Below are 23,370 nucleotides of genomic sequence, written 5' to 3'. Positions count from 1 at the left end.
GGGCCTCCACCCGGCAACGGGCATCCTGACACGCCAACCTGACGCAAAGCTGACATCGGCGCGATTATTCCAGGCCCGGCTCCGGCTCCGGCGGGGACAATGCCTGCTGCCATCGCGCGATCAGCCGGGCACGGCGCGACTGGTCCAGATAGGCCAGCAGGCCGGGGCTGATCGCCACGGGGCGCAGCTGCGCGCCCAGCGCCGGGGGCATGCCGTCCGCGCCCGACGACACCTCCAGGCTGACGGCGGGCAGGCGCAGCTCCTCGGCCAGGATGGTCTGGCCCTCGCGCGACATCAGGAAGGCCAGAAAGGCCGCGCCCAGGTCGGGCCGCGCCGCCGCCCGCGGCACCAGCGCCACCCGCGACACGACCACGGTGAAGTCGCGCGGCAACAGCAGGCCCACATCCGGCTCCTGCCGCGCCCAGTCCGCGGCATAGGACCCCAGGATGTTGTATCCGACCGCCAGCCGCCCGTCGGCCACGCGTTCCAGGATCTCGCGCGAGGTCGCGAACTGCTGGACGCCCGCGCGACCCATCGCCTGGCCCAGGTTCCAGATGTCGAAGAAATGCTCCTGGTCGCGGGCCAGGAACAGGTATCCCACCCCCGACAGCGCGATGTCATAGGTGCCGATGCGCCCCTGCACCGCCGCCCCGCCATGATCCAGCCAGTCCAGCAGCTCAAACCGGGTCGCGGGGGGCCGGCGGTCGCGGAAGCTGGGCTTGTGATAGACCAGGACGGCGGGTTCGAACGTGATCGCATAGGCCGTGTCGCGCCAGTTCGCCCAGCGCGGCCAGTCGGCCGAGGACGGCGTGGCCACCGCCTGGGCATAGCCGTCATTGGCCAGCTTGATCTGCAGGTCCATGGCCGAGGAGAACGCCAGATCCGCGGTGGTGCCGCCGGCATCCGTCTCTTCGGTGATGCGCGCAAAGATCTGGCCGGTCAGCAGGTCCTGGTATTCGACGGCGATGTCGGGGTTCAGCGCCTGGAACCCTTGGATCAGCGGGCGGGCCAGATCCTCGTCCAGCGACATGTAAAGGCGCAGCGGCCGGTCCTGCGCGCCCGAGGGCGCGGGAAACCGCAGCGTGTCGGCCGCCGCCGCCCCGGCGACGACGGACAGGATCAGCGCAACGCAGGACAGGCGGGGAATCATGCGCATCAGCATGGCGCATCGTGGCACCCGCCGCCCCGCCGGACAAGCGGGCCGCGCGCCCTTGCCTGCCCGGCCCGCGCGGCCCTAAGATCGCCGCCGGGGGGACGGTCGATGCGCATTCTGCTGGTCGAGGACAACGCGGCGCTGGCCGACGGGCTGGTGCAGCTTCTGGCCGGTGCGGGGCATGCCGTCGATCACGTCGATGACGGCGCCTCGGCCGAGGCGCTGATCGCGGCGGAACGGTTCGACCTGGTGATCCTGGACCTGAACCTGCCGCAGATGGACGGGCTGGAGGTCCTGCGCCGCATGCGCACCCGCCGCGACCCGGCCGCGGTGATGATCCTGACAGCCCGCGGCACGCCCGAGGAACGCGTCCGCGGCCTGGACCTGGGCGCCGACGACTACATGGTCAAACCCTTTGAGATCACCGAGTTCGAGGCCCGCGTCCGGTCGCTGCTGCGCCGCCAGGCGGGCCTGCGCGCGGCCGAGGTCACGATCGGCGGCGTCATGCTGGACCTGACCGCGCGCCGTTTCCTGGCCGAGGGGCAGCCGATGGACCTGCCCGCCCGTGAACATGCGCTGCTGGAACTGCTGTTCATGCGCGCCGGCAAGGTCGTCCCCAAGGAGACGATCATGCAATCCATGACCTCGCTGGAGGATACCCTGTCGGACAACGCGATCGAGCAATATGCCAGCCGCCTGCGCCGCAGGCTGGCGCCCCACGGGGTGCAGCTGCGCACCGCGCGGGGCATCGGCTATTACATCGACAAGGGCGTTTGAGCGCCGATGGGATCGCTGCGCCGCCGACTGCTGGCCTGGCTGCTGGCGGCCACGGCCGCCCTGGGCACGCTGGCGATGGCCGACACCTGGTCCGAGGCCGTGTCCACCGCGCGCGCCGTGTCCGACCGGGTGCTGACCGGATCGGCGCTGGCCATCGCGGAACGGGTGACGGTGGGCGACGATGCCGCCCTGCAGGCCGACATCCCCTATTCCGCGCTGGAGATGCTGACCTCGACCGCGCAGGACAGCGTGTTCTATCGCGTGGACGGGCCGGGCGGGTTCATGACCGGCTATGCCGACCTGCCGCTGGCCGAACCGGGCGTGGATGGGGCGGGCTATACGGATGCGGTGTTCGCGGGTGCGCCGATCCGGGTCATCACGCTGGCGCGGACCGTGTCGACGGGCATCGAATCCATCCCGTTCCGCGTGACGGTCGCGGAATCCAAGCTGGCGCGGAACCAGCTGTCGCAGGCGATCCTGCTGCGCTCGGCGGCCAGGTTGGCGCTGATGATCTGCGGGGCGGCGGCGATCATCTGGATCGCGGTGCCGCTGGCGCTGCGTCCGCTGAACAGGCTGGGCGACGCGATCAGCGCGCGGCGCGCGGACGACCTGTCCCCCCTGCCCACCGACGTCCCGCAGGAAGTCCAGGACCTGGTCGCGGCGATGAACTCGTTCATGGTGCGGTTGGACACGGCACTGTCGGCGCTGCGCAACTTCACCGGCAATGCCAGCCATCAGCTGCGCACGCCGCTGGCGGTGATCCGCACCCAGCTGACACTGGCGCAGCGGGCGGGCGACGCGCAGGCCGCGCGATCGGCGGTGGCCAAGGGCGACGCGGCACTGGCCGATGCCGAACGGATCCTGGCACAGCTGCTGCTGCTGGCGCGGGTCGATGCGGCCGCGGGCCATCCGATGGTCGCGCCGCTGGATGCCCACGCCCTGGCGCGCGATCTGACCGGAGAGATGATCCCGCGCGCCGCCGGTGCGGGGATCGACCTGGGATATGACGGCCAGCCCGTCGTCGTGCGCGCCGAACCCGTCCTGCTGGCCGAGGCGCTGAAGAACCTTGTCGACAACGCGCTGGCCTATGCCGGCCGCGGGGCAGAGGTCACCGTCCGCGTCGCGCGGCAGGGCGGTACGGCGGTGATCTCGGTCGAGGATGACGGCCCCGGCATCGCCGCCCCGGCGATGGACCAGCTGACCTCGCGCTTTACCCGCGGAGCGTCGGCCGAGGCGCGGCCCGGCGGCAGCGGTCTGGGCCTGTCCATCGTGACCGAGATCGCGCAGCTGTTCGGCGGGACCTTGCGGCTGCGCGCGGGGGCGCAGGGGCGCGGCCTGCGGGCCGAACTGCACCTGCCGGTGGGGTGACAAACGCGTCTGCGCCCCCCACCCGCCCTTGCATCGCCCCGGCGGCGTCTGCAATATCCGCGCCATGGACGGACAACGGACACCCTTGGCGTGCATCATGCGCGTTCTGGTCCTGGTGGCCAGCATCGTGCAGCTTGCGCTGTACGGGGCGACGGCGCCTGCCTCGGTCGAACTGGGGCCGCAGTTCCTGCGCCTGACCGAGGAGCAGCGGCTGTATTCCGACAGTCCAGCGCAGGTCGCAGTCCTGACCTCCAAGGCTCCGGCCGGACCGCAGGCGACATCACCTCTGCCGGACGCCGATCCCTGGTACCGCGCGCCCGCGGGGCCCGTCCCGCCGCAGGCCATGTCGGTCATCGCCGCGTCCGACGCGGACGTTCCCCGGCCGCAGGGCGTCGCCCGCCCTGCCCGCGCCCGCGGCCCTCCGCTGGCCTGACACGCGCCCGCGGACGCCTGCTGTCCTGACCCGCGGCCGGTGGCTCCGCGGCCGCCCCCACAGAGGTGATCCCGGACGGATCGTGCCGCGGCACGGCCGCATCGCATGCGCCGTCCCGTCATCACCCGCATCTTGCCGCATTCCCCCGACGCCCGCATGATCCCGCCTGGGATCCTGCCCCGCCCTGCATGCCGCCCCAGCGAAGGACCGCCCTTGATGATCACCCCCACCGCCCTTGCGCAGCAGAACCTTCTGGTGCTGCTGGCGGTCCTGCCCTTCCTGTCCGCGCTTCTGCTGATCAGCGTCTCGGGGCGCGCGGCGGGGATTCTGGCGGGCATCACTATGCTGGCCGGAATCGCGCTGTCGGCGGGGCTGGGGGGACCCGTGATGTCGGGCGAGGTGCTGCGCGCATCGCTGGACTGGGTGCCGTCGGCGGGGCTGTCGCTGTCGCTGCGGATGGACGGGTTCGCCTGGATGTTCGCGACGCTGGTCAGCACGATCGGCCTGCTGGTCGTCGTCTATGCCCAGGTCTACATGGCGGGCAAGGAACGCCCGCCACGCTTCTTCGCTCTTCTGATGGCGTTCACCGGCGCGATGCAGGGCATCCTTCTGTCGGGCAACCTGCTGATGCTGGTGGTGTTCTGGGAGCTGACATCGGTCGTGTCGTTCCTGCTGATCGGGTTCTGGCACCAGGGCCAGTCGGCACGCGACGGCGCGCGCACCGCGCTGCTGATCACCGCGATGGGCGGGCTTTGCCTGCTGCTGGCGATGCTGATGCTGGGCCATGTCGTGGGCAGCCACGATCTGGACGTGGTGCTGGCCGCAGGACCGCAGGTGCGCGAACACCCGATGTACGGCGCGATCCTGGCGCTGTTCCTGCTGGGCGCGTTCACCAAGTCGGCGCAGGTGCCGTTCCACTTCTGGCTGCCCGGCGCGATGTCGGCGCCGACCCCGGTCTCGGCCTTCCTGCACAGCGCCACGATGGTCAAGGCCGGGGTGTTCCTGCTGATCCACTTCTCTCCCGTCCTGGGCGGGACCGAGGCGTGGTTCCTGGCCGTGACCGGCATCGGCATGGCGACCTTCCTGACCGGCGGAGTGATCGCGCTGTTCCGCCACGACCTCAAGGGGTTGCTGGCCTATTCGACGATCAGCCATCTGGGCCTGATCACCGCGCTGGCCGGCATCGGCAGCCAGGGCGCGATCCTGGCCGCGATCTTTCACATCTGCAATCACGCGGTCTTCAAGGCGTCGCTGTTCATGACCGCGGGCATCATCGACCACCAGACCGGCACGCGCGACCTGCGCAAGCTGGGCGGACTCGCGCGCGTGATGCCCTTCACCGCGACGCTGGCGATCATCGCATCCGCCGCGATGGCGGGCGTGCCGCTGCTGAACGGCTTTCTGTCCAAGGAGATGTTCCTGGCCGAGGCCGTCGCCTGGCACAACGGCAGCTGGCTGGACGACAGCCTGCCCTATCTGGCGGTCGTGGCCAGCGCGTTTTCCGCCGCCTATGCGATCCGGTTCATCGCGTCGGTGTTCTTCGGTCCGCTGCCCGACGCCCTGCGCGGCCGCGTGTCCGAGGCGCCGGTTCTGCTGCGCCTGCCCGTCAGCCTGCTGGCCGCGGCCTGCCTGGCGGTGGGCATCCTGCCCGCGCCGGTGATTGGCCCGGTCATCAACCGCGCCGCGCGCGCCGTGCTTGGGCCCGACCTGCCCTATTACGACATCGCGATCTGGCACGGGGTCAATGCGGCGCTGATGCTCAGCCTGGTGTCCCTGGGCGTGGGCACGCTGATCTATGCGATGACCCGGACCCGCATCCCCCTGGGCCCCGAAGGCCCGCCCCTGCTGCACCGCCTGCGCGGGCAGCGCGTCTTCGACCGGCTGATGCTGAAGGGGGCGTGGGTCCTGCCCCGCCGCGTGCTGGGCCGGCTTGCGACCGAACGGCTGCAGCCGCAGCTGCGCCTGCTGGTGGCGGTCGCGCTGTTTCTGGCCGTCGCGGCCATCGGCGCGCGGTTCCCCTGGGCACCCCCGGCGCGGGTGACCGATTTCAGCCCGGCATTCGCGCTGATGTGGCTGATCGGCGGGGCCTGCGCTGTGGGTGCGGCGTGGCAGGCCAAGTACCACCGCTTTGCCGCGCTGGCGATGCTGGGCGGCGCGGGTCTGGTCACCTGCCTGACCTTCGCCTGGCTGTCGGCCCCAGACCTTGCCGTGACCCAGCTGCTGGTCGAGGTGGTGACCACGGTCCTGCTGCTGCTGGGCCTGCGCTGGCTGCCCCAACGCCGGGCGGGCCTGCCCGAGGACAACCTGGCATCCGCGCGCAGGCGGCGGATGCGCGACCTGGTGATGGCCGTCGCGGGCGGGTCGGGCATCGCCCTGGTGGCGCATTCGGTGATGACACGGCCGCTGGTCCCGAACGTGGGCGACTGGTTCCTGGCCAACGCCTATTACGAAGGCGGCGGCACCAATGTGGTGAACGTCATCCTGGTCGATTTCCGCGCCTTCGACACGTTCGGAGAGATCGCCGTGCTGGCGATCGTCGGCCTGACCGTCTATTCGCTGCTGCGCCGGTTCCGCCCCGCCCCCGAAAGCGTGGACCAGCCCAACCAGCAGCAGGCCACCAGCCAGCAGGCGCTGGACGACTACCTGATGGTACCGTCGGTCATCATGCTGTGGATGTTCCCGGTGCTGATCATGGTCGCGGCCTATTTCTTCTTCCGCGGCCATGACCTGCCGGGCGGCGGCTTCGCCGCGGGCGTGACCATGGCCATCGCCTTCCTGCTGCAATACCTGGCCACCAATGTGCGTTGGGTCGAGGCGCGGCTGACCATCCTGCCGATCCGCTGGATGGGCATCGGCCTGCTGATCGCGGTGGGCACGGGGATGGGGTCGTGGATCTTCGGCTATCCGTTCCTGTCGGCCCATGCCCGCTATGTCTCGATCCCGCTGATCGGGAACGTGCCCGCCGCGACCGCGCTGCTGTTCGACCTGGGGGTCTTTGCCCTGGTCGTGGGCGCGACGGTGCTGATGCTGATCGCCATCGCCCACCAGTCCCTGCGCGCCGCGCGCCTGCGCGAACAGGACGATGCCACCCCCGCCACAAAGGAGATCCGCTGATGGAGATCGTGCTGTCCCTGGCCATCGGCGTTCTGTCGGCGTCGGGCATCTGGCTGATCCTGCGCCCGCGCAGCTTCCAGGTCATCGTCGGGCTGTGCCTGCTGTCCTATGCGGTGAACCTGTTCATCTTTTCCATGGGGCGCCTGACGCTGTCGGCGCCCGCGATCATGCCCAAGGGCGGCTTCGTCGATCCGACCCGCTATGCCGACCCGCTGCCCCAGGCGCTGGTCCTGACCGCCATCGTTATCAGCTTTGCCACCACGGCGCTGTTCCTGGTCGTGCTGATCGCCTCGCGCGGGTTCACCGGCACCGACCATGTCGACGGCCGCGAGAGAGAGCAGCCATGAGCCAGCACCTGATCATCGCCCCGATCCTGATCCCCTTCGTCGCCGGCGCGCTGATGCTGCTTTATGACGACCGCCAGCGCGCGGCGAAATTCTGGCTCAGCCTGATCGCGACCGGGCTGACCCTCGCGGTGGCGGTGGCGCTGCTGATGCGCGCCAAGCTGGGCGCGTCCGAAGGGGCCGAGAACATCGGCTTCTATCTGCTGGGGGACTGGGCCGCGCCGATGGCAATCGTCCTGGTGCTGGATCACCTGGCGGCGATGATGCTGCTGCTGACATCGGTGCTGGCGCTGGCGTCGCTGGTCTATGCGCGGGCGTCTTGGCATCGGCAGGGGCAGCATTACTTTTCGCTGTTCCAGTTCCTGCTGGTCGGTCTGAACGGCGCGTTCCTGACCGGCGACCTGTTCAACCTGTTCGTCTTTTTCGAGGTGCTGCTGGCCGCGTCCTACGGCCTGCTGCTGCACGGGTCGGGACAGGTGCGGGTCCGCGCGGGCCTGCATTACATCGCGATCAACCTGGCGGCGTCCCTGCTGCTGCTGCTGGGGATCAGCCTGATCTATGGCGTGACGGGCACGCTGAACATGGCGCATCTGGCCAGCATGATGCCCGACATCGATGCCGCCAACCGGCCCCTGCTGCAGATGGGCCTGGCGCTGATGGGGGTGGCCTTCCTGGTCAAGGCGGGCATCTGGCCGCTGTCCTTCTGGCTGCCCAACGCCTACATGGCCGCCGCGGCGCCGGTGGGTGCGATGTTCGCGATCATGACCAAGGTGGGCATCTATGCGATTTTGCGCCTGACGATGCTGCTGTTCGCGGCCGGATCGGGCCCGTCTGCAGGGCTGGGCGCGGGGCTGCTGATCGGGCTGGGCATGGCCACGGTCGTCTTCGGCATGCTGGGCGTGCTGGCGTCGCAAAGCCTGGGGCGGATCGCGGCGCATGCGGTGATCCTGTCGTCGGGCACCATGCTGGCCGTGACCGGGCTGGCGCTGGCGGGGGGCGGGGAATGGATGCTGGCGGGCGCCCTGCATTACATGGTCGCGTCGACCCTGGCCGCGGGCGCCCTGTTCCTGATGGTCGAGCCGATGTCGCGCGACGACGGCGGCATTGCCGCCATGCTGGCCCTGACGGCCGAGATCTATGGCGCCAAGGCCGACCTGCCGTCCGACGACGACGGCCCGGACGGCCCCGCCATCGCCGCGGGCCCCGCCCTGCTGGCGGCATGCTTTGCGCTGTGCCTGCTGGCGCTGGCGGGGTTGCCGCCGATGCCCGGCTTCATCGGCAAGCTGACGATGATCCAGGGCGTCTTCGACACGGCCGATACCAGCCCCTGGCTGGGCTGGGCCTTCGTCGCGCTGCTGCTGGTGTCGGGCTTTGCCACGCTGATCGGGCTGGCGCGGATCGGCATCCAGACCTTCTGGGCCAATGACGACCGCGATTCCCCCGTCATGGCGATGGAGATCGCCCCGATCATGGCCCTGATCACCGTCCTGGCCGTGATCAGCATCGAATCCGAGGCCGTGCTGCGCTATACCGACCGCACCGCGCAGGCGCTGCACCAGACCTCGCGCTATGCCCAGGGCGTGCTGACCGCGCCCCGTGCCGACGACGCGCAGCCGCCCACCCCAGAGGACGTTCCATGATGACCCGGCTTGTCCCCTATCCTGTCCAGTCGGGCCTGCTGACGCTGCTGTGGATGGTGATGACGCGGTTCTCGCTTGGTCACCTGCTGCTGGGGGGGGCGCTGGCGCTGCTGGCGGGCTGGGCGATGTCGTCGCTGCACCCCGAACGGGCCACGCCGCGCAACTGGCGCGTGGTGCCGCGGCTGATCGCCACGCTGTTCGGCGACATCGTCCGGTCGAACATCCGCGTGGCGCGGCTGATCCTGACCGAGGGGCGGTCGGGCCGCCGCTCGGCCTTCCTCGAGGTGCCGCTGCAGCTGCGCAGCCCGACCGGGCTGGCGGTGCTGTCGATCATCCTGACCGCCACGCCCGGCACCGCCTGGATCGAATATTCCCACGACCGGCAGACGCTTGTCCTGCATGTCTTCGACGGGGCCGAGACCGACCATTACCTGCATGTCATCCGCGACGTGTATGAACCCATGCTGCAGGAGATCTTCGAATGAGCGGCACGATCCTGACCTTTGCCATCGGCTATGCCCAGGTGGTCCTGGCCCTGGCGGGCTGCCTGGCGGGCCTGCGCATCCTGCGCGGTCCCCGCGCCCAGGACCGGGTGCTGGCCCTTGACACGCTGTATATCGCGGTGATGCTGCTGTTCCTGGTCACCGGAATGCGCCTTGGCTCACTGTACCTGTTCGAGGCCGCGATGGTCATCGCGGTGATGGGGTTCGTGGCCTCCATCGCGCTGGCCAAGTTCCTGTTCCGCGGAGAGGTGATCGAATGAGCCCGCTTGACGACATCCCCCTGTGGCTGGCCATTCCGGTGGCGGGGCTGGTGATGCTGGGTGCGACGCTGACGCTGATCGGGGCCTGGGGGTTCTTGCGGATGAACAGCTTCTATGACCGGCTGCATGCGCCGACGCTGGCCTCCAGCTGGGGGACGGGCGGGGTGATCCTGGGGTCGGCGCTGCTGGCCAGCTTTCAGCAGGGGCGCCCGATCCTGCATGAGCTGATGGTGGGCCTGGGCATCATGACGACGGTTCCGGTCACGCTGATGCTGCTGGGTCGCGCCGCCCTGCACCGCGACCGGGCCGAGGGCACGCTGCCCCCCGCCCCTGGCGACGACCACCCGGAGACGCGCGAATGACCCCAAGGGCCGACCGCAACGCCGTTCCCCGTCCGGCGCCGCGCCCGCTGGTCACCGACCTGTCGGCCGCGCGCTGGCTGCTGCTGGGGATCCTTGCGGCGTCGATCTATTTCTTCCACGGCTTCCTGATCCCGGTCCTGGCCGCGACGATCATCTGCGTGGCCAGCTGGCGCATCCGCGAGCGCCTGGCGCAGCGCAGCGGGCCGACGCTGGCCGCGACGCTGCTGGTGCTGGCGATCCTGTGCATCCTGGTGGTGCCGCTGCTGATGGCGCTGACCTATGCGGCGGCCGAACTGCGCGTCTGGATCCTGTGGGCGGGCAACGTGAACGCCATGGGCGAGGCCACGCCCCCCTGGATCGCCGACATCCCCCGCGTAGGGCCGTGGCTGGACCAGCAATGGCGCACCTATATCGGTCAGCCCGGCGCGATCAGCCAGCTGGTTCAGGCGGTCACCGGGTCGAACATCTATTCCGTCTATCGCGGCATCCTGACCGCGGGATCGACCGCGTTCCACTTCATGTTGAACCTGCTGTTCACGTTGATCGCGCTGTTCGTGTTCTATCGGGACGGCGAACGCATCGTGGCGCAGCTGGACCGCGTGGGCGCGCGCATCCTGCCCGGCCGCTGGTCGCACATGTCGCGCGTGGTCCCCGCCACGATCAGCGCGACCGTCACCGGCATGACCCTGATCGCCATCGGCGAGGGGGTGATCCTGGGAACGGCCTATTGGCTGGCGGGGGTGCCCTCGCCGGTGTTCTTCGGGGTCGTGACCGGGTTCATGGCGCTGATCCCGGGCGGCGCGCCGCTGTCCTTCACGCTGATCTCGGCCTATCTGGTGTTCAGCGGAACGCCGGTCGCGGGCGCCGCGCTGTTCCTGTGGGGCACGGTCGAGCTGTTCATCGTGGACAAGACCATCCGCCCCGTGCTGATCGGCGGCCCGGTCAAGCTGCCGTTCCTGGCCACGTTCTTCGGCCTGATCGGCGGGATCAAGACAATGGGCCTGGTGGGCCTGTTCGTGGGGCCGGTGCTGATGGCGCTGCTGATGTCGATCTGGCGGGAATGGCAGCGCGACGTGTCCCAGCCCGCGGCCCCCCTGCCCAGTCCCGTCGACCCCTAGTCCTGCGCCCGCAGGACCTGTGCGGGCCGCGCGGCCAGCGGGCGCCACGCAAAGGCCAGCCCCGCCACGACGGTCGCGGCGATGCCGCCCGCCACGATGGGCAGCGCCGAGCCCATGTCGAACCGATAGGGCACGTCCATCACGAAGCGGCTGACCGCCCATCCCGCAAGGCCCCCGCCCAACAGCGCGACCAGCCCCGCCGCCGCCCCCATCAGCGCCTGGCGTAGCGCGAAGCTGCCCAGGATCAGCGCGCGCGACGCGCCAAGCGTCTTCAGGATCGCGGCCTCATAGACGCGGGCGCGTTCGCCCGCCGCCGCGGCCCCGATCAGCACGACGAAGCCGGTGACCAGCGTGGCCCCCGCCGCCCAGGCCACCGCCGCCGCGATCCCCGCCAGGGCGTCCGAGGCACGGTCGATCGCCTCGGCCACGGGAACGGCGGTGATGTTGGGAAAGCGGTTGCCCAGATCCCGCAGGATCTGCGCCTCGGCCGCCGGATCGGCATAGACGGTGGCGATGTGGGTGTGTGGCGCGCCCGCCAGCGCGCCGGGGTTCAGCGCCATGACAAAGCCGATGCCCGCATCGCTGAAATCCACCACCCGCAGGTTGGCGATGGTCGCGGTGATGTCGCGGCCCAGGATGTTGACGGTGACGGTGTCGCCCAGGTCCAGGCCGATCTCGGTCGCGATCTCCTCGGACAGGCTGACCAGCGGGGGGCCGGCGTAATCCTGGCGCCACCAGTCGCCGCGGGTGATCTGGGTGCCCGGCGGCGGGGTCGCGGCATAGGTGATGCCCCGGTCGCCGCGCAGCACCCAGTGATCGCCCGCGACCTCGCGCGCGGGGCGGCCGTTCAGCTGCGTGACGATGCCGCGCAGCATCGGCGCGGTCTGCACGTCGCCGACCAGCGGATCGTCCCGCAACCGGGTCAGGAACGGGTCCAGTTGATCGGGCTGGATGTCCAGGAAGAAATAGCTGGGCGCACGTTCGGGCAGTTCGGTCGCGATGGCCTGGCGCAGGTTCGACGACACCTGCCCCACCGCCGCCAGCACCGTCAGTCCCAGGCCCAGGGACAGTATCACCGACAGCGCCTCGCTGCGCGGACCGCCGATGGCCGCCAGCGCCAGCCGCAGCGCGGGTCTGCGCCGTGCCAGACGCGCCCCCGCCCCCGCCGCGCGCCGGACCAGCGCCGCCGCCCCGGCCAGCACGACAAAGGCCGCCAGGACGCCCCCCGCCATGCCAAGCGTCAGCCGCCACAGCCCCGAAAACAGTGCGGCAGCCCCCACCAGCGCGATCAGCGCCGCGACGATCATTACCAGATAACGCCGTTCGGGCCAGCCGCCCCCGGATGCGTCCGCGTCGCGGAACAAGGTCGCCGCGCGGATGCGCCGCGTTCGCGCCAAGGGCCACAGCGCAAAGACGAAGGCGGTCAGCACGCCATAGACCGCCGCCTGCGTCAGGGGGCCCGGATAGACGCCGAAGACCGCCGGCACCGGCAGGCGCGCCGTCAGCAGCGGCGCCAGCGCCAGCGGCACCAGCGCCCCCAGGATCAGCCCCGCCGCCACGCCGATCGCGGTCACCGCCCCGATCTGCAGCAGGTAGACCTGAAAGATCGTCCGCCCCGACGCGCCGAAGGTCTTGAGCACGGCGATGGTCTCGGTCTTGCGGGCCAGATGCGCGCGCACCGCCGCCGACACGCCGACGCCGCCCACGGCCAGCCCGGTCAGCCCGACCAGCACCAGGAACGCGCCGATGCGGTCCACGAAACTGTCGATGCCCGGCGCGCCGCGGCGGCTGTCGCGCCAGCGTGCGCCGCTGTCGGGGAAGGCCGCGCGCCAGTCGGCCCGCAGCGCGTCCAGATCGGTCCCCTGCGGCAGCGCCAGTCGGTAGTTGCTGTCGTAGAGCGTGCCCGCGCCCAGCAGATCGCTGTCGGCCAACGCCTCGCGCAGGACCAGGGTGCGGGGGCCAAAGCCGAAGCTGGCCGCGCCCGCATCGGGTTCGCTGACCAGCCGCGCGGTCAGCACTAAATCCTGCGTGCCAAGGCGGAACATGTCGCCCGGCGACAGCCCCAGCCTGTCGGCCAGCAGCGGCGCCATCACGCCCCCGGGCAAGCCCTGCGGGGTCACCCCCAAGGCCTGCGCCAGCGGCATGGGCGGGTCCAGCACCGCCTGACCCAGAAGGGGCCAGGCCGCATCGACGCCCTTGACCTGAGTCAGGGCGCGTTCGGAGGCATCCCCCTGCCCGACCACCGCCATGGACCGGAAATCGACGATTTCGGATACCGTGACGGCCCGATCCTCCAGCCAGTCCCGCTCTTGGGGCGTGGCAAAGCGATAGGTCAGCTGCACCTCGGCATCGCCGCCCAGCAGGATCGCGCCCTGCGAGGTCAGCCCCGCCTGGATCGCCGCGCGCACCGACCCCACGGCGGCGATGGCGGCCACGCCGAGCGCCAGGCAGGTCAGCAGCACCCAGAACCCGCGCAGGCCCCCGCGCAGGTCGCGCCGCGCCAGCCGGGCCGCCAGCGACAGGCTCATGCCGCGGCCTCGGCGGCCAGACGGCCGTCGGCCAGGCGGATCACCCGGTCGCAGCGCCGCGCCAAGTCCGGGTCATGCGTGACCAGGACCAGTGTCGCGCCATGATCGGCGCGCAGCCCGAACAGCAGGTCCATGATCGCCTGCCCCGTCGCCCCGTCCAGATTGCCGGTGGGTTCGTCCGCCAGCAGGATCGCCGGGCGCGGCGCGGCGGCGCGGGCCAGGGCCACGCGCTGCTGCTCTCCGCCCGACAGCTGCGCGGGGTAATGGTCGCGCCGCGCGCCAAGGCCCACGCGGTCCAGCTCCGCCGCCGCGCGGTCGAAGGCGTCGGGCGCCCCGGCCAGCTCCAGGGGCGTTGCGACATTTTCAAGCGCCGTCATGGTGGGGATCAGGTGGAAGGACTGGAACACCACACCCATATGGGACAGACGAAAGCGCGCCAGCGCATCCTCGTCCAGCGCGGTCAGGTCCTGACCCATCGCTTGGACCAGGCCGCCCGTGGCGCGTTCCAGACCGCCCATCAGCATGAGGAGCGACGACTTGCCCGATCCCGAAGGACCCACCAGCCCGACCGTCTCTCCGCGTTCGACCTGCAGCGACAGGCCACGCAGGATCGGGACCGGCCCGGCATTGCCCTGCAACGTCAGATGCGCATCGGACAGGCGGATCACGGGGTCGGCCATCGGGTCGCTCCTTCGTCGCGGTCTGGGTATCGGGGCACGATATGGTCGGCCCGCCCGCGAAGGCAACCGCCTGACGGCCGCCGTCGCGGCGCTGGCGGTCACCATCGCGGCATCATGGGCAGCCCCTGCTGACGCAGAGACGCTGCGCCTGACCGCGATGGGCGACAGTCTGACGCAGGGATACGGCCTGCCGCAGGATCAGGGGTTCGTGCCCGTGCTGGAGGCGTGGCTGCGCGACCGCGGCCATGACGTCGCGGTGACCAATGCGGGCGTGTCGGGGGACACCACCGCGGGGGGTGCCGCGCGGATCGACTGGACGCTGGCGGACGGGCCCGATGCGATGATCGTGGCGCTTGGCGGCAACGATCTGTTGCGCGGGATCGACCCGGCCTCCAGCCGCGCGAACCTGGCGGCGATCCTGGACAAGACGCGGGCGGCGGGGGTGCCCGTGCTGCTGGCGGGCCTGCCCGCGCCGGGCAATTACGGCCCCGAGTTCAAGCGCGACTTCGAGGCGATGTATGCCGATCTGGCCGCCGAGTACGACGCCCTGCTGGTTCCCGACTTCCTTGGGCCGATCGGGGAAAAGGCCACGCAGGGCCTGTCCCTGTCGGACCTGATGCAGGACGACCGCATCCACCCCAACGCGCGCGGCGTCGAGCAGATCGTGGATGCGATCGGCCCCAAGGTCGAGGAGCTGCTGGCCCGCGCGGATCAGTAGCGCGCGGCCATCTCCGGCAGGGACAGCGGGCGCAGCTTGTCGGCGTTGCCCGCGGTACCGAAGGCCTCGAAGCGGTCGCGGCAGACCTGCGCCATCATCGCCATCGCGGGCTTCAGATAGGCGCGCGGGTCGAATTCGGCCGGGTTTTCCGCCATCACCCGGCGGATCGCGGCGGTCATCGCCAGGCGGTTGTCGGTGTCGATGTTCACCTTGCGCACGCCGTGGCGGATGCCACGCTGGATCTCCTCGACCGGGACGCCCCAGGTCGGGCGGATGTCGCCGCCATAGGCGTTGATGATCGCCTGCAGATCCTCGGGGACCGAACTGGACCCGTGCATCACCAGATGGGTGTTGGGCAGGCGGCGGTGGATCTCCTCGATCACGTGCATGGCCAGGATGTCGCCATCGGGCTTGCGCGTGAATTTATACGCGCCGTGGCTGGTGCCCATGGCGATGGCCAGGGCGTCCACGCCTGTCTCCTCGACAAAGCGCACGGCCTCGTCCGGGTCGGTCAGCAGCTGCTCCTCGGACAGCTTGCCCTCGGCGCCGTGGCCGTCCTCGGCGTCGCCCATGCCGGTCTCAAGGCTGCCCAGAACGCCCAGCTCTCCCTCGACCGACACGCCGCAGGCATGGGCCATCTCGGTCACGCGGCGGGTGATGTCGGCGTTGTATGCGTAATCGGCGGGCGTCTTGCCGTCCGATTTCAGCGACCCGTCCATCATCACCGAGGTGAAGCCGTTCTGGATCGCGGTGGCGCAGGTCTCCAGCCCGTTGCCATGGTCCAGATGCATGCAGATCGGGATGTCGGGATAGGCCCGCGCCAGACCCGCGATCAGCCCCGCCAGCACCGCGTCATTGGCATAGGCCCGCGCGCCGCGGCTGGCCTGCAGGATCACCGGGCTGCGGGTGGCCTGGGCCGCCTGCATGACCGACAGGCCCTGCTCCATGTTGTTGATGTTGAAGGCGGGCACGGCATAGTCATGCTCGGCCGCGTGGTCCAGAAGCTGGCGCAGGGTGATCATCGGCATGGGATGTTATCCTTGAAGGGCGGCGTGAAGCGCGTCGATTTCCTCGGACGCGCCAAAGAACAGCGGGGTGAAGTCATGCGGCCCGCGCGGCACGCGGTCCAGGATCGGGCCATGCCCGTCGGTCGCGCGGCCCCCGGCCTGTTCGATCAGAAAGGCGATGGGCACGCATTCATAGATCAGCCGCAGCCGGCCGTCGGCATATCCGGGCCGGGCATCGGCGGGGTACAGGAATGCGCCGCCCTTCAGCAGGATGCGGTGCAATTCGCCCACGGCAGCGGCCAGCCAGCGCATGTTGAAGTCGCGCCCGCGCGGCCCGTCCCGCCCCGCGCGCAGATCGCGCGCCCAAGCCTGCAGGCCCGGCGCCCAGTGGCGTTCGTTCGACGCGTTATAGGCGATGGTCGAGGCCTGGGGCTTCAGCCGCAGGTTCTGGCGGCTGACGCGGAAGGCATGGGCCTCGGCGTCCCAGGTCGCGACATTGACGCCCGCGCCGGTGGACCAGCCGAAATCGACCGAATGACCGAAGGAGGCGTAGCCTGCCGCCACCACCGCCCGGCCCGTCCGCTGAAATCCCTGCGGATCGGCGGGCAGGATGCTGAACAGCATCCCCAGGGGCGCGCCGATGCCGATGCTGCCCGATCCGTCGATCGGGTCGATGGCCACGTCGAAGGCGCCTTCCGGGTTCAGGGCGATGATGTCCAGGGCCTCCTCGGACAGGACCTGGCGCACGCCCGCCGCGCGCAGGGCGGCGATCATGTGGTCGTGCGCCGCGACGTCCAGCGCCTTCTGCCGGTCGCCGCTGTCATTGGTGCCGACGATGGCCTCGGGGTCGCCGTGCAGGCGCCCCGCCGCCAGCCGCGCGGCCAGGGGCGGAAGCGCGCGCGCGATGGCCGCCACGATGGCCGCAGCGCCCTCGCGCGCCAGCACATCGTCCAGCAGCGGCCCTGTCGCGGGCCCGTCCGTCGGCAGGCGCAGCATCACCGGCCCGCGTATTTCGCGCCGACCGCGTCGATGGCGTCGACATTGCCCGCAGACTTGCCGTTGCGGTCGAAGTTCTGGGTCTGCGCCAGCCATGCGTCGGCGATGGTCTTGGCGACCTCTGCCCCGATGACGCGGGCGCCCATGGTGATGATCTGCGCGTCGTTCGACAGGGCGGCGCGTTCGGCCGAATAGGTGTCGTGCGTCAGGGCGGCGCGGATGCCCGGCACCTTGTTGGCCGCGATGCAGACGCCGATGCCCGTGCCGCAGACCAGGATGGCGCGGTCATAGATGCCGTCCATGACCTGGCTGGCCACCCGGTCCGACAGGTTGGCATAGAAGGCGTCGGGGCCTTCGTCAGTGCGGCTGATTTCCGACACCTCAAAGCGGTCTTTCAGGTGGTCGGCCAGAACCTTGGCCAGACCTTCGCCCGCGCTGTCCCCTGCGATTGCCAGTTTCATGCGTCATCTCCGATGGTTGCGGCGCAGCGCGCCAGGATGTCCAGATAGCCGTTCACGTCCCAGGCCGACCGCCCGATGAACAGCCCGTCGATATGCGGGCAGCCGATCAGTTCCGCGCAGTTGCCCGGATTGACGGACCCGCCGTAAAGGCAGGGCACGCGGCGGCCCAGCACGTCCTGCGCGACCGCGATGATCTCGGCCTGCCGCGCGTCGGCGTAATCCGAGGTCGCGGGGATGCCGTTCGCACCGATCGCCCAGACCGGCTCATAGGCCAGCAGGATCGTGGCGTCGGACCCGGCTACGGGTTCCAGCGCGGCGCGGACCTGCGTCTCCAGCACCTCGGCCGCGCGGCCAGCCTCGCGCTCGGCCAGGGTCTCGCCGATGCAGATCAGCGGGATCAGGCCGTGGCGGACGGCGGCGGCGGTCTTCAGGCCCACGGTCCTGTCCGTCTCTCCGAAATGCTCGCGGCGTTCGCTGTGGCCCAGCTCCACGATGTCCAGCCCGCAATCGGTCAGTATCACGGGGCTGATCTCTCCGGTCCAGGCGCCTGCGTCGTCCCAGTGCATGTTCTGTGCACCGACCTTGACGTCGGTCTCCGACAGCGCCTCGGCCACCTGACGGCAGGCGGTGAAGGGCGGGATGACGAAACGCTGGATGCCCGCGGGCGCGGGGGTGCGGCGCAACCCTTGGGCAAAGGTCATCGCCTCGGCCAGGGTCTTGTTCATCTTCCAGCTGGTGCCGATCCAGAATGGGGTCATGCGGGGTCCTTTGCGATGGTCAGCGCGATGCCCGCCCGGTCGATCGCGGCGCGATCCTCGGGCGCGGGGGGCGCGTCGGTGATGATGGCGTCGAATTCGGTCAGGTCGGCCAGCGCATGCAGCGCGCTGCGCCCGAAACGCGCGTGGTTGACCAGCAGCACGCTGCGCTCCGCCGAGTGCATCATCGCGCGTTTCGCGCGCACCGCGTTGTCGTCCATGTGGAAGGCCCGCAGCCCCGCCACCGCGGGGGTCGAGATGAAGGCCAGGTCCGCATGCAGCCCGGCCAGCGCGCTTTCCGTGACCATGCCGAAAAAGCCGTTGAACTTGGCGCTGTAGATGCCGCCAAGCGCGATCAGCGTGACGCGCGGCGCATCCTTCAGCCGCTCGATCACGGCGGCGTTGTTGGTGATGACCGACAGGGGCGCACATTCCGTCAGGCTGGCGCCCAGCAGCGCCGCCATCGAGCCGTCATTGACCATCACGGTCATCCCCGGCTCGATCAGGGCGCGGGCGGCATGGGCCATGCGGATCTTGGCCTCTCCGTCCTGAAGGGCGCGGATGCGGAAATCGCTCTCGAACTGGGTGCCGGCCTCGATGGTGGCGCCGCCGCGGACCTTGCGCAACAGGCCCGCCTGTTCCAGGTCGTCCAGGTCGCGATGGATGGTCATCTTGCTGACCGCAAAACGGGCCGCCAGATCGTCCAGGTCCACGGCGCGTGCCGCGACCAGCAGATCCATGATCGCCTGTCTGCGTTCCTCGCGTTTCACCCAAACCCTCCCCTGGTTCGCCAGTTTCATAACATGATCCGCGCACATAACAACACCGACTTTGTGACTTTGTGATTTTTTGTTGTGATGATGACAGCGGCGGGTTATGGAGGGCGCGACAGGAGGACCGCCATGCCCTTAGACACCCCCAAAGACCCCGCCATCGCCGCCAAGGCCGATCTGGACCCGCAGAACTTCGCCCTGGCGAACTGCATCCGCGCGCTGACCATCGATGCCGTGAACGCCGCCAACAGCGGCCATCCCGGCGCGCCGATGGGCATGGCCGATGCCGCCACCGTGCTGTTCCGCAACCACCTGAAGTTCGACGCGGCGAACCCCGACTGGCCCGACCGCGACCGCTTCGTGCTGTCGAACGGGCATGCGTCCATGCTGCTCTACAGCCTGCTGCACCTGACCGGGTATCAGGACATGACGCTGGATCAGATCCGGAATTTCCGCCAATGGGGCGCGATCACCGCCGGCCATCCGGAATACGGCCATGCCAAGGGCGTCGAGACCACGACCGGCCCCCTGGGCCAGGGCCTGGCCACCGCCGTCGGCATGGCGCTGGCGGAACGCGCGCTGGCCGGAGAGTTCGGCGATGACCTGGTCGATCACCGCACCTGGGTCATGCTGGGCGACGGCTGCCTGCAGGAAGGAATCGGCCAGGAGGCGATCAGCCTGGCGGGCCATCTGGGCCTGGGCAAGCTGATCGTTCTCTATGACGACAACAGCATCACCATCGACGGCCCGACCTCGGTCAGCTTCTCCGAGGACATCCCGGCACGGTTCAAGGCCTGCGGCTGGCATGTCCAGAGCTGCGACGGCCATGACGGCCGCGCGCTGGACGCCGCGATGGAGACCGCCAAGGCGGAGACGGGCAAGCCCTCGCTGATCGCGATGAAGACAATCATCGGCTTCGGCTCTCCCAACCGCGCGGGCAGCTATTCCGTGCATGGATCGCCTTTGGGCAAGGATGAGGGCGCGCTGACCCGCGAGGCCCTGGGCTGGACCCACGACGCCTTCGTGATCCCCGACGATCTTGCCGCCGAATGGCGCGAAATCGGCGCGCGTGGCGCCGCCGACCGCGAGGCCTGGGAGGCCCGTCTGGCGGCATCCCCCAAGGGTGCGGCCCTGACGCAGCGTCTGTCGGGCGATCTGCCCGAGGGCTATGACGCCGCCGTCTCCGCCGCCCGCGACGCCCTGTTCGCCGCGCCCAAGAAGGCCGCGACCCGCAAGGCCAGCCAGATGGCGCTGGAGGCGCTGACCCCGGCCGTGCCCGCGATGATCGGCGGATCGGCCGACCTGACCGGATCGAACCTGACCCGCGTCAAGGCCGTCGACACGCAGTACACGCGCGAGACGCCCGGCCGCTACATCGGCTATGGCGTGCGCGAGTTCGGCATGGCCGCCGCGATGAACGGGCTGAACCTGCATGGCGGCGTGATCGCCTATGGCGGCACGTTTTTGGTGTTTTCCGACTATGCCCGCAACGCGATCCGCCTGTCGGCGCTGATGGGGGTCGGCACGATCTATGTCATGACCCATGACAGCATCGGCCTGGGCGAAGACGGCCCGACCCACCAGCCGGTGGAACATCTGGCATCCCTGCGCGCCATCCCCGGCCTGACCGTCCTGCGCCCTGCCGACACGGTCGAGACGCTGGAGGCCTGGGACATCGCGATCCGCAACCGGACCGTGCCGTCGCTGCTGGCCCTGTCCCGCCAGGACGTCCCGCAGCTGCGCACGGAGGCCGGGTCCGAGAACCTGACTGCCAAGGGCGCCTATGTGATCCGCCAGTTCGGCGAGGGCCGCGACGTGACCCTGATCGCCACAGGAACCGAAGTCGCCATCGCCGTGGAGGCCGCCGAGGCGCTGGCCGCCGAAGGCATGGCCGTGGCCGTGGTGTCGATGCCCAGCTGGGAGCTGTTCGAGGCGCAGGACGCGGATTACCGCGCCCTGACCTTGGGCACCGCGCCCCGGATCGCCGTCGAGGCCGCAGGCAAGTTCGGCTGGACCCGCTATGTCGCGACCGAGGACGACGTGATCGGCATGACCGGCTTCGGCGCATCGGCCCCGATCGACCGGCTGTACCAGGAGTTCGGCATCACCCCCGAGGCCATCATCGCCCGCGCCCGCCTGGTGACAGGCCACTAATCCAAAGGCCAAGGCCGCACGCGGCCTTGCCACGATGCTCCCCACGCGCGCAAAGCGCGCGCGCGGGGCCCAGCGGCAGCGACCGGGTCGGGGTTTCCCCGACCCGTCCCCGTTTGGGTCACCCCGCCATCAGCGCGCGCGCCGTCGCCTCGTCGGTGATCAGCCCGGACAGGCGCCCGCTGTTCAGCACCGCGCGGATGGCCGCGACCTTTTCCGCGCCTCCGGCGATGACCACGATACGCTGATCCTGCCCCCGGTTCAGGTCCACCGACAGCGTCCGCGCGCTCAGCGTCGTGTCCAGCACACGGCCCGTGGCATCGAAGAAATAACCCATCATCTCTCCGACGCCCCCCGCGGCGTTGATCTCGGCGATCTCGCGCGCCTCGATCATGCCGGATGCGACCAGCTGCGCGCCCGCATCCGCCGTGCCCATGCCCACGAAGGTCAGCGTGGCGCTGTTCGACAGATCAAAGATGTCGCGCACGCCGGGCTGGGACAGCAGCACGGCCCGGTCGCCTTCGGAATTGGCAAAGAACGGCACCGGCATCACGAAGGCCTGCGCCCCGGTCTTCTCCGCCAGCGTATGCATCACGTCATGCGGGTTCGCCGCATAATTGCGCGTCAGCCCGCCCAGGACCGCGACGAACCTTACCGCGCGTGCGTCAAAGCGCGGCAGCTGCCGAACCGCCGCCGCTAGCGTCCGGCCATGGCCCAGCCCGATGACCCTGTGTTCGCCCCGCTCGATCTCGCGGCGAAGAAAGCCCGCGCCCGCCAGGCCCAGGGCGCGCAGGGGCATGCCGTCCTCGCCCAGGTCGGGGGCAACCTCGCACTGGTCCAGCCCATAGCGCGCGCACAGCTGATCCTCCAGCATGGCGCATTCGACGATCTCTCCGTCGATGGTGACCTTGACCACGCCCTCGGCCACGGCGCGGGCGATCAGGCGGTGCGCCTTGACGCCGGGCAGGCCCAGCCGCTTGGCGACGGCGGCCTGCGTCAGCCCGCCCGCATAATGCAGCCAGGCCGCCCGGATCGCCAGGCTCTGCTCCGGATCGACCGGTCCTCGCCGGGCCATCAGGCGGCGGCCCGCATCAGCGCGTCCAGATTGTCGGCCGACAGGGGCGCCGGGTTGGCCCTCATCGACGACGACGCGGCCGCCGCCTGCGCCGCGGCCTGACATGCCGCCGCGTCGATCCCCAGGGCGTCCAGCCCCGGCAGGCCCGCCGCACGGGACCAGTCGGCCAGCAGCGCTGCGGCCTCGGCGACCGAGGCATCGGGCCGCCCGAACGCCGCCCCGATCCAGGCGCCCACCTGGTCCAGCCGGGCCGCCAGCGCGCGGTCCGTGACCGCCCGGCGGTTCGCAACCAGCACATGCGGCAGCAGCGTGCCGCAGATTGCGCCATGCGCTGCCCCGGTCAGCCCGCCCAAGGGGCCGGCCAGCCCATGCACCGCGCCCAGCCCCGCATTGGCCAGCGCCATGCCGCCGCACAGGCTGACCCAGGCCATCTCGTCGCGCGCCTGCGGGTCTTCGGCCTGCATCAGGCGGATCAGCGCCGCCAGCCCACGCGGGATCGCATTGCGGCACAGCGCGTCGGTCAGCGGATTGGCGCGGGTGCAGACATAGGGCTCGATCACCTGCGTGACGGCATCCAGCCCCGAGGCCAGCGTCACCCCGCGCGAACAGCCGTCCGTCAGGGCCGGGTCCACGATGGCCAGCGCCGGCAGCATCCGCGCATCGCGCAGGCTGACCTTGCGGCGCGCCTCGGGGACGCCGATCACGGCGTTGCGCGTCACCTCGGCCCCGGTGCCGGCGGTGGTGGGGATGGCCACGAAGGGCAGCGGCGGATGGTCCAGCGGCAGGCCCTGCCCCACCACCTCCAGATGATCCAGCATCGGCCGCGTGGCGGGGATCAGCGCCGCGATGGCTTTGCCCGCATCGATCACCGCACCGCCGCCCATCGCGACAACCGCCTGCATGCCCGCCCCCGCCACAACGCCCGCCTCTATCAGCGCCATGTCCGGCTCATGCGGCACCGCGAAAGTCGCCACCGAACAGCCTGCCGCCGACAGATCGTGCGCCAAGGCGGCGCTGCGGCTCGGATCGCGGCCATGGACCAACAGGACCCGCCGCCCCAGGGCCGCGACCCGCCCGGCGGCCATCGCCGCCTGCCCCCGGCCGAACAGGATCTCGGTGGCGGTGGCAAAGGCAAAGGGCTGGGGCATGGGGCG

22 protein-coding genes are annotated in these 23,370 nt (G+C 70.4%); 12 read left to right on the top strand and 10 right to left on the bottom strand.

Features of this window, described 5'->3' with window-relative positions; genetic code table 11:
- Window positions 1-64: 64 nt before the first annotated feature.
- A complete protein-coding gene (locus SY26_RS09330; protein ID WP_157020455.1) occupies window positions 65-1,162 on the bottom strand; it encodes an ABC transporter substrate-binding protein in 1,098 nt (365 codons plus the stop codon).
- Between the two features lie 99 nt (window positions 1,163-1,261).
- Here SY26_RS09330 and SY26_RS09325 point away from each other — a divergent pair, with 99 nt between their 5' ends.
- The 10 genes from SY26_RS09325 (at window position 1,262) to SY26_RS09280 (ending at window position 11,072) form a co-directional block, all read left to right on the top strand.
- Window positions 1,262-1,930, top strand: coding sequence for a response regulator transcription factor (locus tag SY26_RS09325; protein WP_046000203.1), 669 nt, complete (start codon window positions 1,262-1,264; stop codon window positions 1,928-1,930).
- A gap of 6 nt (window positions 1,931-1,936) precedes the next feature.
- Entirely contained in the window at window positions 1,937-3,298 is a 1,362-nt protein-coding gene (locus SY26_RS09320) for a sensor histidine kinase (RefSeq protein WP_046000202.1), read from the top strand.
- A gap of 97 nt (window positions 3,299-3,395) precedes the next feature.
- The gene (locus tag SY26_RS09315) at window positions 3,396-3,731 is read left to right on the top strand and encodes a hypothetical protein (RefSeq protein ID WP_046000201.1); all 336 of its coding nucleotides are present in this window, start codon (window positions 3,396-3,398) and stop codon (window positions 3,729-3,731) included.
- 216 nt (window positions 3,732-3,947) lie between these two features.
- Window positions 3,948-6,845 carry a monovalent cation/H+ antiporter subunit A gene (locus tag SY26_RS09310; protein WP_046000367.1) on the top strand — a complete coding sequence of 966 codons (2,898 nt, stop codon included), beginning with the start codon at window positions 3,948-3,950 and terminating at the stop codon, window positions 6,843-6,845.
- A complete protein-coding gene (locus SY26_RS09305) occupies window positions 6,845-7,192 on the top strand; it encodes a Na+/H+ antiporter subunit C (RefSeq protein WP_045983165.1) in 348 nt (115 codons plus the stop codon). The genes SY26_RS09310 and SY26_RS09305 overlap by 1 nt, the downstream gene beginning before the upstream one ends.
- Window positions 7,189-8,829: a monovalent cation/H+ antiporter subunit D gene (locus tag SY26_RS09300; protein ID WP_046000200.1), complete on the top strand. Its 1,641-nt coding sequence runs from the start codon at window positions 7,189-7,191 to the stop codon at window positions 8,827-8,829. Before SY26_RS09305 ends, SY26_RS09300 begins: the two co-directional genes overlap by 4 nt.
- Window positions 8,826-9,314 (top strand): Na+/H+ antiporter subunit E, encoded by a 489-nt coding sequence (locus tag SY26_RS09295; RefSeq protein ID WP_232303301.1) that lies wholly within the window; start codon window positions 8,826-8,828, stop codon window positions 9,312-9,314. Before SY26_RS09300 ends, SY26_RS09295 begins: the two co-directional genes overlap by 4 nt.
- Entirely contained in the window at window positions 9,311-9,592 is a 282-nt protein-coding gene (locus SY26_RS09290; protein ID WP_045983163.1) for a K+/H+ antiporter subunit F, read from the top strand. The genes SY26_RS09295 and SY26_RS09290 overlap by 4 nt, the downstream gene beginning before the upstream one ends.
- Window positions 9,589-9,954, top strand: coding sequence for a monovalent cation/H(+) antiporter subunit G (mnhG, locus tag SY26_RS09285; RefSeq protein WP_045983162.1), 366 nt, complete (start codon window positions 9,589-9,591; stop codon window positions 9,952-9,954). The genes SY26_RS09290 and mnhG overlap by 4 nt, the downstream gene beginning before the upstream one ends.
- The gene (locus SY26_RS09280) at window positions 9,951-11,072 is read left to right on the top strand and encodes an AI-2E family transporter (protein WP_046000199.1); all 1,122 of its coding nucleotides are present in this window, start codon (window positions 9,951-9,953) and stop codon (window positions 11,070-11,072) included. The genes mnhG and SY26_RS09280 overlap by 4 nt, the downstream gene beginning before the upstream one ends.
- On the opposite strand, the gene SY26_RS09275 is transcribed toward SY26_RS09280, so the two are convergent.
- Together SY26_RS09275 and SY26_RS09270 are read right to left on the bottom strand one after the other, a co-directional pair.
- Window positions 11,069-13,600: an ABC transporter permease gene (locus SY26_RS09275; protein WP_046000198.1), complete on the bottom strand. Its 2,532-nt coding sequence runs from the start codon at window positions 13,598-13,600 to the stop codon at window positions 11,069-11,071. The two genes, SY26_RS09280 and SY26_RS09275, sit on opposite strands and share 4 nt — an antisense overlap.
- Window positions 13,597-14,280, bottom strand: coding sequence for an ABC transporter ATP-binding protein (locus tag SY26_RS09270; protein ID WP_046000197.1), 684 nt, complete (start codon window positions 14,278-14,280; stop codon window positions 13,597-13,599). Before SY26_RS09270 ends, SY26_RS09275 begins: the two co-directional genes overlap by 4 nt.
- A 70-nt stretch (window positions 14,281-14,350) precedes the next feature.
- On the opposite strand from SY26_RS09270, the gene SY26_RS09265 reads away from it, so the two are divergent.
- The gene (locus tag SY26_RS09265) at window positions 14,351-14,998 is read left to right on the top strand and encodes an arylesterase (RefSeq protein ID WP_369799422.1); all 648 of its coding nucleotides are present in this window, start codon (window positions 14,351-14,353) and stop codon (window positions 14,996-14,998) included.
- On the opposite strand, the gene fba is transcribed toward SY26_RS09265, so the two are convergent.
- From fba to SY26_RS09240, 5 genes are read right to left on the bottom strand one after another with little or no spacing between them, the layout of a single operon-like run.
- Window positions 14,992-16,026, bottom strand: a complete 1,035-nt coding sequence (fba, locus tag SY26_RS09260) for a class II fructose-bisphosphate aldolase (RefSeq protein ID WP_046000196.1) — start codon at window positions 16,024-16,026, stop codon at window positions 14,992-14,994. The two genes, SY26_RS09265 and fba, sit on opposite strands and share 7 nt — an antisense overlap.
- Window positions 16,027-16,032: 6 nt before the next feature.
- Complete coding sequence (locus tag SY26_RS09255; protein ID WP_046000195.1) at window positions 16,033-17,001, bottom strand: class 1 fructose-1,6-bisphosphatase; 969 nt, start codon at window positions 16,999-17,001, stop codon at window positions 16,033-16,035.
- On the bottom strand, window positions 17,001-17,462 hold the full coding sequence (locus SY26_RS09250; protein ID WP_046000194.1) for an RpiB/LacA/LacB family sugar-phosphate isomerase: 462 nt from the start codon (window positions 17,460-17,462) through the stop codon (window positions 17,001-17,003). The genes SY26_RS09255 and SY26_RS09250 overlap by 1 nt, the downstream gene beginning before the upstream one ends.
- Window positions 17,459-18,220: a triose-phosphate isomerase gene (locus SY26_RS09245; RefSeq protein ID WP_046000193.1), complete on the bottom strand. Its 762-nt coding sequence runs from the start codon at window positions 18,218-18,220 to the stop codon at window positions 17,459-17,461. Before SY26_RS09245 ends, SY26_RS09250 begins: the two co-directional genes overlap by 4 nt.
- Entirely contained in the window at window positions 18,217-18,987 is a 771-nt protein-coding gene (locus SY26_RS09240; protein WP_046000192.1) for a DeoR/GlpR family DNA-binding transcription regulator, read from the bottom strand. The genes SY26_RS09245 and SY26_RS09240 overlap by 4 nt, the downstream gene beginning before the upstream one ends.
- 132 nt (window positions 18,988-19,119) lie before the next feature.
- On the opposite strand from SY26_RS09240, the gene tkt reads away from it, so the two are divergent.
- The gene (gene tkt / locus SY26_RS09235) at window positions 19,120-21,144 is read left to right on the top strand and encodes a transketolase (RefSeq protein ID WP_084693771.1); all 2,025 of its coding nucleotides are present in this window, start codon (window positions 19,120-19,122) and stop codon (window positions 21,142-21,144) included.
- 118 nt (window positions 21,145-21,262) lie between these two features.
- Here the strand turns inward: tkt and SY26_RS09230 are convergent, their stop codons facing one another.
- Together SY26_RS09230 and SY26_RS09225 are read right to left on the bottom strand one after the other, a co-directional pair.
- On the bottom strand, window positions 21,263-22,216 hold the full coding sequence (locus tag SY26_RS09230; RefSeq protein ID WP_046000191.1) for a sugar-binding transcriptional regulator: 954 nt from the start codon (window positions 22,214-22,216) through the stop codon (window positions 21,263-21,265).
- The gene (locus SY26_RS09225) at window positions 22,216-23,364 is read right to left on the bottom strand and encodes an iron-containing alcohol dehydrogenase (protein WP_046000190.1); all 1,149 of its coding nucleotides are present in this window, start codon (window positions 23,362-23,364) and stop codon (window positions 22,216-22,218) included. Before SY26_RS09225 ends, SY26_RS09230 begins: the two co-directional genes overlap by 1 nt.
- Window positions 23,365-23,370: the final 6 nt, after the last annotated feature.

This window comes from Paracoccus sp. 228 (genome assembly GCF_000967825.1).
Lineage (GTDB): Bacteria > Pseudomonadota > Alphaproteobacteria > Rhodobacterales > Rhodobacteraceae > Paracoccus > Paracoccus marcusii.
This window is presented reverse-complemented; position numbering and strand designations above follow the sequence as displayed.

Coding starts and splice junctions, on each gene's coding strand:
- SY26_RS09330 (WP_157020455.1), bottom strand. CDS start 1,162: ATGCTGATGCGCATGATTCCCCGCCTGTCCTGCGTTGCGCTGATCCTG.
- SY26_RS09325 (WP_046000203.1), top strand. CDS start 1,262: ATGCGCATTCTGCTGGTCGAGGACAACGCGGCGCTGGCCGACGGGCTG.
- SY26_RS09320 (WP_046000202.1), top strand. CDS start 1,937: ATGGGATCGCTGCGCCGCCGACTGCTGGCCTGGCTGCTGGCGGCCACG.
- SY26_RS09315 (WP_046000201.1), top strand. CDS start 3,396: ATGCGCGTTCTGGTCCTGGTGGCCAGCATCGTGCAGCTTGCGCTGTAC.
- SY26_RS09310 (WP_046000367.1), top strand. CDS start 3,948: ATGATCACCCCCACCGCCCTTGCGCAGCAGAACCTTCTGGTGCTGCTG.
- SY26_RS09305 (WP_045983165.1), top strand. CDS start 6,845: ATGGAGATCGTGCTGTCCCTGGCCATCGGCGTTCTGTCGGCGTCGGGC.
- SY26_RS09300 (WP_046000200.1), top strand. CDS start 7,189: ATGAGCCAGCACCTGATCATCGCCCCGATCCTGATCCCCTTCGTCGCC.
- SY26_RS09295 (WP_232303301.1), top strand. CDS start 8,826: ATGATGACCCGGCTTGTCCCCTATCCTGTCCAGTCGGGCCTGCTGACG.
- SY26_RS09290 (WP_045983163.1), top strand. CDS start 9,311: ATGAGCGGCACGATCCTGACCTTTGCCATCGGCTATGCCCAGGTGGTC.
- mnhG (WP_045983162.1), top strand. CDS start 9,589: ATGAGCCCGCTTGACGACATCCCCCTGTGGCTGGCCATTCCGGTGGCG.
- SY26_RS09280 (WP_046000199.1), top strand. CDS start 9,951: ATGACCCCAAGGGCCGACCGCAACGCCGTTCCCCGTCCGGCGCCGCGC.
- SY26_RS09275 (WP_046000198.1), bottom strand. CDS start 13,600: ATGAGCCTGTCGCTGGCGGCCCGGCTGGCGCGGCGCGACCTGCGCGGG.
- SY26_RS09270 (WP_046000197.1), bottom strand. CDS start 14,280: ATGGCCGACCCCGTGATCCGCCTGTCCGATGCGCATCTGACGTTGCAG.
- fba (WP_046000196.1), bottom strand. CDS start 16,026: ATGCCGATGATCACCCTGCGCCAGCTTCTGGACCACGCGGCCGAGCAT.
- SY26_RS09255 (WP_046000195.1), bottom strand. CDS start 17,001: ATGCTGCGCCTGCCGACGGACGGGCCCGCGACAGGGCCGCTGCTGGAC.
- SY26_RS09250 (WP_046000194.1), bottom strand. CDS start 17,462: ATGAAACTGGCAATCGCAGGGGACAGCGCGGGCGAAGGTCTGGCCAAG.
- SY26_RS09245 (WP_046000193.1), bottom strand. CDS start 18,220: ATGACCCCATTCTGGATCGGCACCAGCTGGAAGATGAACAAGACCCTG.
- tkt (WP_084693771.1), top strand. CDS start 19,120: ATGCCCTTAGACACCCCCAAAGACCCCGCCATCGCCGCCAAGGCCGAT.
- SY26_RS09230 (WP_046000191.1), bottom strand. CDS start 22,216: ATGGCCCGGCGAGGACCGGTCGATCCGGAGCAGAGCCTGGCGATCCGG.
- SY26_RS09225 (WP_046000190.1), bottom strand. CDS start 23,364: ATGCCCCAGCCCTTTGCCTTTGCCACCGCCACCGAGATCCTGTTCGGC.